9 protein-coding genes are annotated in these 16,561 nt (G+C 45.4%); 7 read left to right on the top strand and 2 right to left on the bottom strand.

From position 1 onward, the window contains the following. The 6 genes from HGT71_RS09320 to HGT71_RS09295 form a co-directional block, all read left to right on the top strand. Positions 1 to 3,472, top strand: a 3,472-nt coding sequence (locus HGT71_RS09320; protein ID WP_214217528.1) for an Ig-like domain-containing protein, incomplete at its 5' end; no start/stop codon positions are given. Between the two features lie 82 nt (positions 3,473 to 3,554). After that, positions 3,555 to 4,976 (top strand): TolC family outer membrane protein, encoded by a 1,422-nt coding sequence (locus HGT71_RS09315; RefSeq protein ID WP_214217527.1) that lies wholly within the window; start codon positions 3,555 to 3,557, stop codon positions 4,974 to 4,976. Further along, complete coding sequence (locus HGT71_RS09310; protein WP_214217526.1) at positions 4,973 to 7,117, top strand: type I secretion system permease/ATPase; 2,145 nt, start codon at positions 4,973 to 4,975, stop codon at positions 7,115 to 7,117. Before HGT71_RS09315 ends, HGT71_RS09310 begins: the two co-directional genes overlap by 4 nt. 68 nt (positions 7,118 to 7,185) lie before the next feature. Beyond that, positions 7,186 to 8,331 (top strand): HlyD family type I secretion periplasmic adaptor subunit, encoded by a 1,146-nt coding sequence (locus HGT71_RS09305; protein ID WP_241596230.1) that lies wholly within the window; start codon positions 7,186 to 7,188, stop codon positions 8,329 to 8,331. A 33-nt stretch (positions 8,332 to 8,364) separates the two neighbouring features. After that, on the top strand, positions 8,365 to 11,421 hold the full coding sequence (locus tag HGT71_RS09300) for a glycosyltransferase (protein WP_214217524.1): 3,057 nt from the start codon (positions 8,365 to 8,367) through the stop codon (positions 11,419 to 11,421). A gap of 116 nt (positions 11,422 to 11,537) precedes the next feature. Further along, entirely contained in the window at positions 11,538 to 12,452 is a 915-nt protein-coding gene (locus HGT71_RS09295) for a peptidase (RefSeq protein ID WP_214217523.1), read from the top strand. 162 nt (positions 12,453 to 12,614) lie between these two features. Here the strand turns inward: HGT71_RS09295 and HGT71_RS09290 are convergent, their stop codons facing one another. Both HGT71_RS09290 and HGT71_RS09285 read right to left on the bottom strand, forming a co-directional pair. After that, positions 12,615 to 12,869: a hypothetical protein gene (locus tag HGT71_RS09290; protein WP_214217522.1), complete on the bottom strand. Its 255-nt coding sequence runs from the start codon at positions 12,867 to 12,869 to the stop codon at positions 12,615 to 12,617. A 521-nt stretch (positions 12,870 to 13,390) separates the two neighbouring features. Further along, a complete protein-coding gene (locus HGT71_RS09285; RefSeq protein WP_214217542.1) occupies positions 13,391 to 14,899 on the bottom strand; it encodes an L-lactate permease in 1,509 nt (502 codons plus the stop codon). Positions 14,900 to 15,192: 293 nt separating this feature from the next. On the opposite strand from HGT71_RS09285, the gene HGT71_RS09280 reads away from it, so the two are divergent. Next, entirely contained in the window at positions 15,193 to 16,512 is a 1,320-nt protein-coding gene (locus HGT71_RS09280) for an MFS transporter (protein ID WP_214217521.1), read from the top strand. Positions 16,513 to 16,561: the final 49 nt, after the last annotated feature.

Here is a 16,561-nt window from a genome sequence, read left to right as displayed (position 1 = left end):
TGTCACAGCGACGGATGCGGCGAAAAATACCTCTGCAGAAGCAACGACTATCGCGCCAGATACGACTGCGCCAACAGCACCGACGGATGTTACGGTCAGTGATGACGGTTCAACAGTGACCGGTAAGGCGGAAGCAGGATTGACTGTCGCTATCAAGGATACTGATGGCAACACAATCGGTAGTGCAACAGTCGGTAGTGACAGCACCTTTAGCGTTACCCTAACTACAGTTCAAACCAATGGCGAAACCTTAAGCGTGACGGCGACGGATGCGGCGAAAAATACCTCTGCAGCAGCTACTATCACTGCGCCAGATACGACTGCGCCTGCAGCGCCGACTGATGTAGCGGTCAGTGTCGATGGTGATACGGTCACTGGTAAGGCTGAAGCTGGCTCAACCGTTACCATCAAAGATGCTGAGGGCAACACAATCGGTAACGCCACGGTCGGTAGTGATGGCACCTTTAGCGTGACACTGCCTGCAGCACAAGCGAATGGCCAAACCCTAACTGTTACGGCGACGGATGCGGCAGGTAATGTCTCCCCAGCGGCAACAATCACCGCGCCAGATACGACTGCGCCAGCAGCGCCGACTGATGTAGCGGTGAGTGATGACGGTGCGACAGTCACTGGTAAGGCGGAAGCTGGCTCAACCGTTGTCATCAAAGATGCTGAGGGCAACACCCTGGGCAGTGCAACAGTCGGTAGTGACGGCACCTTTAGCGTTACCCTAACTACAGCACAGACTAATGGTGAAACCTTAAGCGCGACGGCGACTGATACTGCGGGGAATACCTCTATTGCAACGTCTGTCACTGCGCCAGATACGACTGCGCCTGCTGCGCCGACTGATGTAGTATTGAGCGATGATGGTGTAACTGTTACAGGTAAAGGTGAGGTCGGATCGATTATTACAGTTACCAATGTCAATGGTAAGGCCTTGGGAACCGGTAAAGTGGACAGCGATGGAACCTTCTCTGTCACGTTAGATGCCGCACAAACGAATGGACAGACACTCAGCGTCGCAGCTTCTGACACATCAGGGAATACTTCAGAAGCGGTATCAGTAACGGCCAAAGATACTACGGCACCAAATGAACCGACTGATCTCGTGATGGATGACACTGCTTTAACGCTATCAGGTAAAGGTGAGGAAGGTACAACCGTTAAAGTCTACGACAGTAACGGTAATGTTGTGGCGACTGGGACAGTCAATGACGATGGAACATTTGAGGTTAAACTACCGGAAGGGTTATCAGTCAATCAAGACCTATCAGTAACGCTTACTGACTCGTCGAACAATGAATCAGATAAGGGAACAATTACTTATTCAGATAATAGTGGGTCGGGAACAGATGACCAACTTATCGCTAATGCCGATACGCATACGGCAACGGTAACCGCTGTTCAAGATAATCTAACAGGCACGTCAGGAAATATTGTTCAGGCGGTAGGGTTGACTGCACTCAGTGTGGTTGATGTATCACTGTTCTCGTCTAATACCTTTAACTTTACAGTGAGTGATAACACGTCGGAAGACGTCACATTGGATGTGAGCGGTAGTGTGGCGTTAAGCGCCGTTGCAGGATTAACGTCGCTGCTTACGCTGTTAGGGTTAAATAGCTTTAGTGCAGATCTGTCGGTCATTGATACGAGCACAGGTGAAGTCGTTCAAACGCTGTCTAACGCTATAACAATCAACTCTGGGCTGGTTAACCTGACCTATAGTGGTTCGGTCTATATCCAGGGCTTGACCTCTGGAACCTATACGGTCGCCGTGTCATCTGCTAACTCATCTTCGGTGCTTGGACGTTTATTGTCCTTGTTGGTGAGCGCGAATGTTGGGACAGTACTGAGCGTCGATATTACCGATTCTGTGCAGTATGTGTTCGGTGATACCAGCGGTAATGTATTGAGTTCGGATACTGCCGGAGACGTTGCGGATACGGGAACCAGTATTCATGTGACGAGTGTGGTAGCTGACAGTGTCGATGGTGCTAGTGCGGTGACTGTGGCAAGTAGTGGGTCGACCACTATCACTGGCGAGTACGGTGTGCTTAGCATCGCCGCGGACGGTAGCTATAGCTATCAACCGACCAGTGCGACGAGTGATATCGGTAAATCGGATGTCTTTACTTACACCATTACCAACGCGTCAGGGCAGACGGCAACGGCAACCTTAACCTTGACGATAGAAGGTACGCATTCTACGGCAGTGGCAGATACGGTATCCGTTAGCGCTGACACTGCGTTGGCGGCGGGTACTAGCTTAACCTACACCACGAATACGCTAATCAGTGCCTTAGCAGTTGGGAAAAACTCAACGGTCTCTAGCACCGCAACAGAGTCCTTTACAGTGGCCTCAGGTACCACGTTGGATAGTGCAAGCTTAGTGTTGACCTTTAGTGCAGCGAATACTGGACTGGGGAATAACTCGACTACTACGGTCTCTGGAACATTGACGATTCTCAACCAAACGACGGGAGAGTCGGAGTCGACAACGCTATCAAAAATCACTATGTCTTTGGCTGATTTATATAGCACGACTCAAACGATATCGCTTTCTTCTTTGGGGCTCAGTGAGCTTACGGAAGGGAACTATACGGTCACCTTTACTTATAGTGCGTCGAATGCCCCGCTGACCATCTTAGGCACTGGTGGAACGGCACTTACCGTGACCAGCTCTTTATCTGGAACCTCGGTGGATACGACTCACCACTACACTGAATCTGAAACCGTAACCGGCAATATCCTAGATGGTACGGACTCTGATAGTGTCGCCGATACCTTCGGGAGTGAATATCAATCCTTTACGATAACGGGTAATAACGCTTCAGGTACCTCGGTCTCCTATACGGTAAGCGGGGGGGATAAATCGATTACTGATGCGAGCGGCAGTGCGGTGAGTGGTGATTCGGTCACGTTGTACGGTAAATACGGAACCTTAGTGTTATCGGATGACGGTTCTTATACCTACACCTTAAAAGCAGGTATCGATACGTCGACCATTACCTCTAAGGAGACATTCAGTTATTCATTGAACGATAGCGATGGCACCTCATCGACCGCTAACTTAACCATCGATTTGCATCCGGTGATTACGGGTAGCGCCAATGCCGATACCATCACAAGTACGGCGTATGACGATACCTTCACGACAGGAAGTGGTGCGGATACCGTGGTGTATAAATTGCTGGCCGATGACAACACTGGAGGTAATGGCAGTGATACCTGGACTGACTTCTCCGTCAGTGATGGTGACCACATAGACGTTTCGGCGCTACTGGTTGGCTGGCACAGTGAGTCGAGTAGTTTAGGAAATTATATTTCTGTCAGCCACACTGACAACAATACCGTTGTTTCGATTGACAGGGATGGAACGGGCAGTGCTTACAGCTCAACCACACTGGTCACTCTTGAAGGCGTGAACGTCACGCTTGATGAATTAATTGACCACAATCCGTCATCGTAATGATTAGGCGGGAGGCAACTCCCGCTTTTTTACGTCTGTAATAAATTAAAAAGTTTTACTGTCGACGCAAGAGAGTTGTTTTATGAAGAAATTTTGCTTGATCACCTTAAGTCATTTAGTGGTTCGGGGGGTGTTGGGGATCAGCATTATCACTAGCGTTCCGGCGCTGGCTGATGAGTCGATAATCAGTGCACATCAGATGATTGGTGAGGAGAATCTTCCAGATTTATATAGCGTCACGCCGAATGGGTCGGTGTATAATGGTCAGCCGCTGGATATGTCAGATGCGGTCGCGATGGCGGTTAACTGGCACCCTACCATTACGCAAGCAGTCGGTAAGTTATTTGAGCAATCGGCGAATGTCGATGTCGCCAAAGCAAAGTATTATCCACAAGTGAATGCTGGGGTGAATAATGGCTACAGCAACACTTACACCAATAAAGGCTATTCGCCCTCGATCGATATCTCTCTTTCTCAGATGTTATACGACTTCGGTAAGGTTTCCAGTTCTGTGCGTGCCGCCAATGCTGCGGTCGCTCAGCAACAGGCCGAAGTGATGCTAACCATCGACCAAGTTGCCCACGATACCGCTTCAGCAGTGGTTCAGGTGCAGGGGTATCAGCAGCTGGTCACTATGGCCACTCAACAGCTCGACTCCTTAAAACAAATTGGTAACTTGATCCGGCAGCGTAATACTGAGGGAGCCAGTCCACTCTCCGATGTGGTACAAACCGATACCCGTATTGAGGGAGCCCAAGCAACCTTGATGCAATACCAAGCGTCTTTACAACGCTGGCAGGCGACCCTCGCGACCTATATTGGCGTACAAGGGGTTAACCGAGTCACACAAGATGTGCCCGAAACGTTAACACGAGCCTGCGCGGTGCAGCATCCGGATTACAAGTTAATCCCATCGGTATTGGCGGCGTGGGCGGGAGCAAATCAAGCTCAAGCTAACGTCGATAATGCCAATGCCCAAATGATGCCGACCATCTCCCTAGAGCCGGAAGTCACGCATTATTTAAATGACCACTACTCGGGCAGTAGCGAGTTGGACAAGACCCAATATACCGCCTCCATCCGTATGCAAATGCCACTTTATCAAGGTGGGGGATTAAGCGCCTCTCGTGACGCAGCAGAGCAAGCCTTATCGGCGGCCAATGCGGCGATCAAAGCCGCACAGTTAGAGGCCTATCAAAAATTGGCTACCTCACAAGATGAAGCCACTAACTTGGGGCAAACCTTGGTGATTCAACAGCGGCAACAGGCACTTGGTGAGAAAACCTTGGGGCTTTATCAAGACCAATACTTGCAATTAGGCACACGTCCCTTACTCGACCTGTTGAACGTCGATCAAGAAATTTTCCAAGCTAAATTTAGCCAAGCGCAAACATTGGCGCAACTCAACAGTTTACAACTCGATTGCCTGTTCAGTACCGGCATGATGCGTTCCGTATTCCGTTTAGATAACCGCCGCATTCAGGGAGTGGATATTCGCCCATGATTAAAAAAGAGACTACAACTCAACGCGACGAATGGGTCGATGCCATCACGTTAATCGCGAGACACTATCGCCAATCCTTTTCCCCCGGTGCATTGGATGCCGCCGTACCTTGGTTATCGGAACAAAGCCTGCAAACTAAGTTACAGCACCTTTCCCGACTTGCTGGATTAAAATTTACCCTGTTAGACCAATCGGACAAGTTAATCTCTGGGCTTCGTTTACCGTTGGTCGCAACCTTAAAAAACGGTTCAGTTGTGGTCATCGAAAGCTTCGATGGACAAGATTGTGTCGGCGTACGTTTTATGGAAGAGGGCGGGTTAGTCAGTCAGATAAGTGTGACCGAACTGCTAGAGCAAACGGAGTGGGTGGTTGCTTTTCGTCCTATTGCGCCGGTTAAAGACAGTCGTACCGTCCAATACTTCTCGACCTATACGCCTGATTGGCTGAAAAAGCTGATTATCAAAGACATAAAACCTTACTTACATGTGATGGTTGCATCGTTCGTAATCAACTTGTTGGCGCTTTCAGGTATCTTATTTTCGATGCAGGTCTATGACCGCGTTATTCCCGCACAATCCTATCCCACGCTATATGTACTCTTTGGTGGGGTAATTATCTCCGTGGTCTTCATGTTTATCTTGAAGCTGGCACGGGGACATATTACCGATTTACTGGCCAAGCGTGCCGATATTCGCGTCTCAGATCGGGTATTTGGCCATGCGCTACGGTTAAAAAATTCCGCCATTCCTCGTTCGACAGGCAGTTTTATTGCGCAAGTTCGTGAGATCGAACAAATTCGTGAGATGGTCACCTCGCGTACCGTTTCCGTGTTGGTGGATCTCCCTTTCTTCTTACTGTTTCAACTGGTGTTGGTGATCGTTTCGCCGTGGTTAAGTTGGATTGCGCCTATCGCGGTGATTATCATGCTAGTGCCTGGGCTGCTTTATCAGAAAAAACTGGCCCGCTTAGCCCAGCAGAATCTACAAGAAGTGACCTTACGTAACGCTATTCTGGTAGAGAGTTTACAAGGGATCCAAGATATTAAGTTGATGCAGGCCGAGAGCCGTTTCCTACAGCAATGGAACAGTTATATCAGCATCACCGCAGAGTCTGGCGTAAAAACCCGTCAATTAACTCATGGCCTGGTTGCCTGGGGCACCACCATTCAGAGTTTAGTCTATGCGGCGGTAGTGGTGGTTGGTGCACCGCTAGTGATCAGTGGGGATATTACCACCGGTGCCATGGTCGCAGCCTCGATGCTCTCGACACGAATGATCGCGCCGATGACAGCGCTTTGTGGAGTCCTCGCTCGTTGGCAACAAGTTAAGGTGGCGAAACATAGCCTTGATCAACTGATGGCACTGCCAGTTGAAGATCATCCGGATGAGATGAAGGTTCACCGCGCGCTACTTCACGGTAACTATGAGCTACAGCAAGCTACCTTTAGTTATGGACAAGAGAATGAGTCAATCCCGCTGCAAGTAAACAAACTGTCGATTAACGCAGGGGAAAAAATAGCCTTATTGGGACGGATGGGGGCCGGAAAATCGACGCTACTACAAGCGTTGAGTGGAAACTTGGAGAAGGTTTCTGGTCAGGTACGGCTTGACGATTTAAGTCTAGAGCATATCGATATGGCCGACATGCGCAGGAATATTGGCTTACTGACGCAAGAAGCTCGCCTATTTCATGGCACCATCCGCGATAACCTGCTGCTTGGACGTCCTACCAGTGATGACGAAGAAATCTTTGAAGTCTTAACACTGACGGGGGCCATCGATTTTATTCGACAACTTCCTTTAGGGTTAGAGCATCCGATTATGGAAGGGGGAACGGGACTTTCAGGAGGCCAGCGTCAATCGTTATTGTTATCGCGTACGCTATTACGCGATCCGAATATCGTGCTTTTGGACGAGCCGACGGCATCCTTTGATGAGCCGTCCGAAAAACAGTTTATCGAACGGCTTGAAAAATGGATTGGTCATCGTACCTTAATTATCGCCACCCACCGTGCCGCCATCTTATCGCTTACGGAACGCGTGATTGTCTTAAAAGAGGGGCGCATTGCGATGGACACCTCACGTGAAGAGCTATTTAAAACCAAAGGGAAAGAGACTAGCCCTCAAGGAGCGACGCTATGAGCCAATCCACTACCTCCAATAAAGGCTATTTACCCTACGATCCCGCTGAGATATTGAGTGGCGGCGAGATGGACGAAGCGCATATCGTCAAGTCAGCGTATCTCATAGCGATTCTCGCGGTGTTAGTGATTATCTTCGGCGTTTGGGCCTGGTTTGGCCAAGTCGATGAAGTCTCGACCGGTACAGGAAAGGTCATCCCCAGCTCACGCGAGCAAGTGTTGCAGTCACTGGATGGTGGGGTGCTCACAGAGTTACCGGTACAAGAAGGTCAGCGTGTGAAGTTGGGGCAGGTGGTTGCACGATTGGATCCGACGCGTAGCGAGTCTAACGTTGGAGAGAGCGAAGCGAAATACCGGGCCTCGTTAGCTGCGAGCATCCGTTTGGATGCGGAAGTGAATAATCGTCCACTCGTCTTTCCGGCGAGCTTACAGTCTTATCCTGATCTATTAGCCGCAGAGACGCACCTCTATCAAAGCCGCCGTGATCAGTTAACCCAATCGATGAGGCAGCTACAAGACTCGATGTCGCTGATTAATCGTGAACTTACTATCACTCAGCGCTTGGCGAAAACCGGTGCAGCCAGTAGTGTGGAAGTGCTGAGGTTGCAGCAAAAGCAATCGGATATTGCGTTAAAGATTACTGATTTAAAAACCCATTACTACGTGGACGCGCGCGAACAACTTTCTAAAGCCAATGCGGACGTAGCGTCATTAGCGGAGGTGGTTCGAGGGCGTAGCGATAGCGTAAGTCGGTTAACGATTCGCTCCCCGGTACAGGGGATTGTCAAAAATATCAAAGTGACCACCATTGGCGGGGTCATCGCACCGAATGGCGAATTAATGGAAATCGTTCCCGTCGATGATCGTTTGCTTATTGAAGCCCGTATCTCACCGCGGGATATTGCATTTATCCATCCAGGTCAAAAGGCGATGGTAAAAATTACCGCCTATGATTACGCCATTTATGGCGGTCTACCCGGTGTAGTTGAAACGATTTCACCGGATACGATTCAAGATGAGCAAAAGCCAGAAATTTATTATTACCGTGTTTATATTCGTACTGACCATGATTCACTGGTCAACAAACGCGGTAAACATTTTGCGATTAGCCCTGGGATGATCGCTACCGTCGATATTAAAACCGGTGAAAGAACGGTAATGGATTATTTAATCAAGCCTTTCAACCGAGCAAGAGAAGCCCTGCGCGAACGTTAATCGATTTGCCACATTTTAAAGGAAACGCTAAACATGGCATTAAGTGATTTATTACAACAGGCGCATTTTGAAATGATGAGCGTTAACGCGCCCGAGCATGCCGCTCCTTATCCTGCTTGTATATTATTCTTCAGTCTTTGCGATGGAAAACAGCGCGCATACACTCATATTTCGACCGGGAAGACTTTTAATCAGGCTTGGACATCTGGCTCGCAATCTATTCAGCGGTATCGGCAACAACACGATCTTCAAATCTGTTGGTTACGGGTTGAACGAGTCGATCATATCGAAGAGATGAGCTGGGCAGGGTTACAAGATAAGCTGGGTAAAACAAAGCGTAACTATTTCCGTTTCGGACTCAGTTTTGACCCCGACTTCACGCATGCCATCCTGGAACAAGAGTTAGCCGCGAATGCCATACTCTATGACGGTAAGGTGGGGGTTGCTATCCCTAATGAGACTAATCTCAACAACTACGCTCAGCGCCGGTTTTCCTGTTCGCTAAGTTGGCCAACCGATCCCCAACAGAGGATCTGGCGGTTTAAAACCCAAGCGGTTTTCTGCGATGCTTCTGGGGCAAAAACGATTGAGCGCGAAGGCAAAGCATCTGGATTTAGAAAAATAGCCGAACCTTGGCAAGCGCATCTACCGAACCTTATTAATCACTCTGCGCAGTATCTTGCTTCGCAAATTAAATCGACGGGCGAGTACCACTATGGTTGGTTTCCCTGTTTTGACAGGAAGATTAAATCCTACAACGCGCTACGTCATGCCAGCTCCACCTATGCGCTCATTGAGGGGTGGCAGGTCACCCAGCAGCCCCAACAGCGGCAAGCGATAGAGCGCGCCTTAGCGTATCTGACCGATGAACTTATCCAATATAAAACCTTAGCGGAGGGTCGGCAGGCGGCATTTTTAGTGGATACCGGCGATGAGATAAAACTCGGCGGTAATGCAGTCAGTATCTTAGCCTATGCAAAATACACTGAAGTCACTGGCGATATGACCTATCTACCGCTGATGGAAGCGTTAGCGGAAGGAATATTACTGATGCAGGATGAACAGGGAAAATTCGTCCACGTCTTGGAAAACCATGATCTATCAGTGAAGGAGCCCTTTCGAATCATTTATTACGATGGGGAAGCGGCCTTCGCATTGATGCGCCTTTATAAATTATCGCCAAATACCCGTTGGATAGAGAGTGTTGAGCGAGCGTTTGAATATTTTATTGAAAATAAGCATTGGCAGTTTCACGACCATTGGCTTAGCTATTGTGTAAACGAACTAACACTTTATCGGCCGCTCGAAAAATACTTTAAGTTTGGCTTAGATAATGTATGCGATCATCTAGATTTTATTATGGATGATATAACTAATTATCCTAATTCAATTGGTTTGCTGGCCTCTACCATAGAGATTGTAAGTAAGGTAAATAGCCTGAAAGAAATTAGGTTTTTATTAAAAGATTTTAATGTTGAAAGGCTTAGTATATCTTTAGGGATTAGAGCTAAATATTTAATGAGTGGTTTTTTTTGGCCGGAAATTTCTATGTTCTTTTCATCACCAGAAAAGATAACAAATAGTTTTTTTGTGCGTCACCATAGTTATAGAGTTCGTATTGATGATATTGAAAGTAACCTTTTAGCATGTATAAATTATGCTAAAAATATGGAATGTAGAAAAATAGAGAGGGTTAAGGAAAATCACACCCGCTCTAATGAAAGGATAACAGTTTTTTTACTTGAAAATATAAGAGAAATTGGTAATGGTATCGAGGTGGCTTCTTTACGGCGCGCCAAATTGTTCAATAATCATCTCAATATAATACCTTCTTTAGTTATATCGCATTACAATCCAACACTTTCAAAAACTATCTCTAGCCTAAGGAATAAATCATTATTGGATGAAAGTACACGAGTTTATAGTATTTACTTTGAATTGATTAATCTCGTCAAAAAAAATAAAATATCATATTTAAATAAATTAGGTATTCAGGGTAAAAAAGTTGTTTCTGCAAATGAGATATGCCCAGTTGGTAAAGTCGTTTATAAATTTGCAGAAGGTAATTTTGTTATTGATGATTTTGTTGATAGTTGTGGTAATGTTCTATTGCGTAAATTTTGGCAAATAAAAAACAATAAGAACATATTAAATCATATAGAATTGAATAACAATGAAGGGGGGAGGAGATTTTTTGATAGTGAGGAGAAGTTCTCATCTTGGGCATTAGAAGAACAATTACCTAGAAATAAAAGTTGGGATTTTATTGTTGATAAGAATAGGGCTTGGAAAGATTTCGTTTTATCAAAACCCCATACTAGAATTAATTGCTCTATTACTACAGTTATTCATTCTACACACTTATTTGAAAGCAATCGATTTAAGCCATCTTATAGTTATTTTCTTAAATCACCTGATGTTGTAGATAAAATTATTGTATTAACTAAAGAGCAATACCAAGACTTGTTATCTATAGGTATTAATCCGGAAAAAATGCACGTTATTCCGAATCACTTAGATGAGAGTCTTTTTGATAAAAGATTACCTAAAAAATTAAATAAAAGAGTTATTTACTTAGCGAGATATTCACCAGAAAAACAACATTCACTTCTTATTGATGCTTTCGAGAGGGTACTTCAAGAGGTACCAGATGCTGAACTTTATACTTACGGATTAGGTCAGTTAAAGAAAAGTATAGAAGATTTAGTGGAAGAAAGAGGTCTTGGTCACGCTATAAAAATAAATGGCTATACTGATAAGCTTGATGAGGTTCATCAGCAAGCTTGTTGCTCAGTACTCTGTTCAAATCATGAAGGACAATCACTATTTGCTACTGAATCGATGGCTTTTGGAACTCCGTTAGTAAGTTTAGCAATAAAATACGGACCTCGAGATATTCTTGAAGGGCACGATGCAGGAATTCTTGTGAGTTCTGGACATAGAGATGAGTTAGCCAATGCACTGGTTAGTATTCTTAGCAGTCCTGAGCGGCAACTATTACTTCAAAAAGGTGCAATACGGTGCGCTGAGCGTTTTTCGAGTAATAATATCGCTAAAAATTGGCAAGGTTGGTTGGTTTCACTAACTTGATTCCAAGGCTCTTAATTTGATATAAGGGCTGAATCTCTTTTTATAAATGAACAAATATAAATTTTTTTGTGATATTTTTATTGAACTAGTTGAATAATATATGAGGAATGTTATTAATGAGATTGATACTAATTTTATTACTTTTTTTCTCTATCAAATCTTTTTCTAAAAATGAACAGAATGTATCCTTACCAATGAAATGTATTAAAGGTCAGCAACTTTCTAATCATTTTCTTGATGAGCACTATCAATCTGGTGTTTTTACCCTCTACTACACACTTAAAGGTGATGATAAATTATCAGATGTATCTAGGGTTACATCAAAATCACCGCCAGTCAGAATTATTGATATTGCAAAACAGTTAAAATCCGCTAATCAATTTTATCAGCAAGATGTAAAATTAACCTTCCCATTGAATCAATCAATTTATAAAGAAATAAAACATATTAATGTTTTTATTATTGATTTGAAATTGAATGGAAGTGCTTTCGATAAACCTGCCTTCGAAACATTTTCTGATGGTAGTACTACGAAGTGTGGACTCAGAATCATGATCTCTAATAAGCTCGATCCTCATGTTAAACAAACGCCTGCGCATGAGTTATTCCACCTCTATCAGTATGGTTATGCAATTTTTAAACAGACGTGGTATCTGGAAGGAATGGCTAGATGGATGGAAACAACATTTAAAACTGATGAGAATGTTAGGGTTGAGGTAGATAAGCCGTTTAATTGCCGTTCGTGGTACACAAAAAGTTATGATGCTGCTCTATTCTGGCAGAGTGTAGCCCATCGTTATGCTGATGTAATGGTAACTACACCTCAACAGTATTATTCTGGGCAAGAGCCAGTTTTTAAAAAGGAATCTTTTGCTGGCGGAGGGATGGTAGCCCCATTACTAAGTAAACTCAGCACGACAAGCAGGGAAATTGCCCTAAAAAACCATCGACCGATTCGAGATTGGAGCGCAGCGCAGCGCCGTCAACCGCGAGATAATGATACGATTTGTCGAATCGTCAATCAATTATAGATATTTAGTTTATAAAGAAAAAAATTCAATCACTAGCTCATAACATCAATATCCTAATGTATAATTCTCGCTAAAATATAAAAAGGATTAGCTCGTGTTAATCTAGGTAGGTACCTGTATTTTTATATATTTAACAAAAAAATTTTAATAAATAGTAGTGTGCTAGCCAATGATATGTTTTTTCTCATACTCTTTATCAGTAAGAAAAACAAAATCAGTATGGTTAATGATAAGTACCAAATCATTCATTTTTTCTTCGAGAGAAAATAGTTGAGCTTTTGTAATATCATCGAAGTTCACAGTAGTGCCAATGTACTGGGCGAGAAGATAGATAATACTTTTATTTTCAATTACTTTTCCGCGTGGAAGACTAAATATAATTTCAACTTCTGGTACGATTGAGATAATTTTCGGCATTAAGTCACCTTTTCAGAGAATACCCAACGATCATACGCAGTGCGCAGTGCTGTTGCATCAACAAATAGAGAAGAGTCACCTCACTTTTTGTGATGATCGGGCGGTGAGAGGATTTTTTGTTGATAAGATTAAATATAAAAATGCTCAATAAAGATGAATAGTAAAGTAAATCATTGATAAATAATAGCATCTTGCTCAGTGGGTATTGTTTCTCTGTTACAGAGCGATCTTTTATAGATGGGGATAATCTATGGTGTTTGCCATTATGATAGAGAATACCTTGCTTAGTCTACATGCAAGAGTAGTGTTTTTCTCTAACCAGATAAGAACTTTAAGCATAATAAATGATGGATGTAGACGCAATGCTTACTGACAGGATAAAATTAGTTCATCGACATAAGCAGTTTGTGCTTTCACTTATTAGAAAATAAAAAAGAGTATCTTCATTAATAATAAAGCCGATATGTTTTGGCTTTATTATTAATTGGTATCGGAAATTAACCGGTGATTTTAAATTTCCCTTAGATTGTATAGAACAAGCCGATACCTATCCCTAATAAGAAAATATAAAGTAAACAATATTTCAAGGTGGTGGACATTATATCACCGCTGAGATGCTCCAGTTTACTGGCCGACACTGCAATCGCGATACTTTGAGGGGAGATCATCTTACCCCCAGTTGCTCCAGCTGTATTCGCCGCGGCGAGGGCGTGGGGATCAATACCTAACTGTTGTGCCGCCGTTGCCTGTAGCTTACCGAATAAGACATTCGCATTGGTATCACTGCCAGTGACAAAGGTCCCCAATGCCCCGATCACCGGTGAGATAAAGACATAGCCAACGCCTGTCGTCGCAACTAAGGTTGTGGCGATTACCGTGATCATGCCACTTTTATCCATTACGGTCGCCATGGCAACGATCGCTACAATCGCAACGATAGACTTTTTAAGTTGGCCGAGGGTGGTTAAGAGTAGTCTAAGCATCTGTTGCGGTCGGCTCCCCTGAATCGCGCCGCCAATCAATGAGGCGAGCAGTATCAGTACGCCAGGGGTAATAAGCCATTCGATTTTTAACCTTAACGTTTCTGTGGCCGTTAAAGGGAAAGCGATCTGACTAGAGACTGCGCCTAAGCTCTGCTTAATCGCTGGAAAGAGCGGCGAGCAGAGTACAATAAAGATAAAGGTGAAGAGATAAATGACGCTGGCCTTAAACAGTGTGGGGAAGGCAACGCCCTCGGTGGCGCGATCAGATTTTTGATAGCGAGCGAGAATAATGGTAATAACCAAGCCGCCCAAACTGCCAGCGAAGGCAGGTAATTCTGCACCCAAGTAGCGCGCCACCACGTATTGAGGAAGTAGCGATGCAACGCCACAACAGAGTGTAATCCAGAATACACCACGAATAGCCTTAACGCCGCCACCAATGATCGCCACCAATACAAAAGGGAGAAGAATATTAAAGGCGGCTAACTGCAGGATAATATGCGTACTTAACGTTTGTACGGCTAGGCCGGTTTGCTCGGCTAGCATAATCACAGGGATGCCGACCGCACCAAAGGCTGTGGGAACGGAGTTAGCGATTAACGATACGACAGCCGCTTTAAGGGGCGCAATGCCTAAAGCGATCAGGATTCCTACCGGGATGGCGACAGCGGTTCCATAACCCGCCACCGCTTCAAGAAATCCGCCGAACCCCCAAGCGATAATCAACACTTGTATTCGTTTATCATCACTGATGGCCGCTAGAGCCTGCTTAATCACCGCCATACTGCCGTTTGCGAGCATAAGGTTGTAGCCATAAATTGCGGCAAAAATAACGATCACAATCGGCCACAACCCTTTAGTGACGCCGTAGAGCGACGCTACGCTCAAGGCTTGTAAAGGGAATTCAAAATGCCATCCAGCAATACACCACGTGACGATGAGCGTAATCAATACGGCGTAGTGCACCGCGACGCGACACATCAAAATAAGAATAATTAATAGGGCAAGGGGGGTAACTGCCAAGAGAAAGGAGAGTATATCCGTCATCATTTTCAATTCCTTGAAGAAGGCGAGTAAAGATTAACCGCTGAAAAACTATACGGAGTTTTTAGCCTCGCGTTATTGATTTGCGGCATAAAGCTACGCATCGGCAATCAATAGGAGAAACTCTCTGTATCAGTAACCTTAAGTGGCAGGACGGGCGATAAACTTCCCCTAGTTTGTGATATCTCTCGCAGTAAAACTTGATGAGAGCTCAGTGCATCACAACGGCACCGTATAGCTGTGTTGGCACGCCACTTGCTAGCTTTCTCTTTTACGCAAAGAGAGAGGTCGGCCTAATGTCACAGTACCGTTACCGTATTTATGGACTGCTTTTTTTAGTGGCTTTAGTTAACTATATCGACCGGGGAGCGCTCTCTTTTGCCGCCTCGGCGATTGCTCAGCACTATGACCTCAGTAAGGTCGCGCTCGGTGCATTACTGGGCTATTTCGGGATTGGCTATCTGCTTGGGTCACTCTGTGGCGGATTTCTTGCTGACCGTTACGGGACCCGTAAAATATGGCTTATTGCCGGCATCTGTTGGTCCTGTTTAGAAATCATGACTGCTTGGGCGGGGGAACTCGGTATCTCGCTACTCGGTGGCTCTGCCTTAATGGGTTTTGCATTATGTCGCGTACTGTTCGGGGTCAGTGAAGGGCCTGCGTATGCGCTGATGAATAAAACAATTGCTTATTGGGCGCCGGATCATGAACGAGGGGCTGCACTCTCCATAGGCCTACTTAGTACACAAATTGGTGCAATGCTTACTGCGCCAATCGCGGTAGGCTTGATGTTATTAACCGGACATTGGCAATCAATGTTTATCGTACTGGGATGCTGCTCGCTGCTCGTCATGATGATCTTTGCCAAAGGCTTTCATAATCGTCCTACTGACCATCCTCGGATCAGTACCACTGAACACCGCTATATCCTTACAAACCAGAAGGGTGAAGAGGTCGCCGACGAAAAGCTCGCGTGGTGGCAATTTTTTACCTCCCGGACTTTAGTCTGTAATGCACTGGGATATTTTAGCTTTCTTTATATCACCTTCACCTTAGTTACGTGGATGCCCAAGTATTTGCAAGATACCTTCCATTACGACTTACACGCGTTGTGGTATATCGCCATGATCCCGTGGAGCGGCGCGGCAATCACCGTACTCTGTGGGGGGAAGATCAGTGATTATCTTTTAAAACGCTATCGAAATTTACGCTTGGCACGCAATCTGTTCGCGGTAGTCAGTCTGGCCGGGGCGGCAGCCTGCTTCCTTGCAATCCCTTCCGTTGGCTCAGCGGCGGCGGTGATCGCCTTAATGACGTTGGGTAACGCCTTTAATGCATTAATTAATAATATTTATTGGTCAGTGGTGATTGATGTCACACCAACATCGTCGGTGGGCGCTTACAGCGGGATGACCTTAGCGATAGCCAACAGTTCTGCCATTATTTCGCCGATGTTGTGTGGCGCGTTGGCGGAGTATTACGGCTACGATGCTATGTTCTGGGCAACAGGAAGCTTGGCAGTATTCAGTCTCTGCGCCATGGCACTCCTACAGCCTGAAAAAAGGGTAATCAGCCGACAGCCAGCGGTTGCGCAATCCATTACTTCCCCGCAGTGATAGGGGTAAGCTATGCTTAACGCTAGGATCCTAGCTAAAGCGGACTGAG

This window comes from Rosenbergiella epipactidis (assembly GCF_018494055.1).
In the GTDB taxonomy this organism is placed as follows: Bacteria; Pseudomonadota; Gammaproteobacteria; order Enterobacterales; family Enterobacteriaceae; genus Rosenbergiella; species Rosenbergiella epipactidis.
The sequence above is the reverse complement of the archived record's forward strand: the minus strand, read 5'-3'. Positions and strand labels throughout refer to the sequence as shown.

Coding starts and splice junctions, on each gene's coding strand:
- HGT71_RS09295 (WP_214217523.1), top strand. CDS start 11,538: ATGAGATTGATACTAATTTTATTACTTTTTTTCTCTATCAAATCTTTT.
- HGT71_RS09300 (WP_214217524.1), top strand. CDS start 8,365: ATGGCATTAAGTGATTTATTACAACAGGCGCATTTTGAAATGATGAGC.
- HGT71_RS09315 (WP_214217527.1), top strand. CDS start 3,555: ATGAAGAAATTTTGCTTGATCACCTTAAGTCATTTAGTGGTTCGGGGG.
- HGT71_RS09290 (WP_214217522.1), bottom strand. CDS start 12,869: ATGCCGAAAATTATCTCAATCGTACCAGAAGTTGAAATTATATTTAGT.
- HGT71_RS09310 (WP_214217526.1), top strand. CDS start 4,973: ATGATTAAAAAAGAGACTACAACTCAACGCGACGAATGGGTCGATGCC.
- HGT71_RS09285 (WP_214217542.1), bottom strand. CDS start 14,899: ATGACGGATATACTCTCCTTTCTCTTGGCAGTTACCCCCCTTGCCCTA.
- HGT71_RS09280 (WP_214217521.1), top strand. CDS start 15,193: ATGTCACAGTACCGTTACCGTATTTATGGACTGCTTTTTTTAGTGGCT.
- HGT71_RS09305 (WP_241596230.1), top strand. CDS start 7,186: ATGGACGAAGCGCATATCGTCAAGTCAGCGTATCTCATAGCGATTCTC.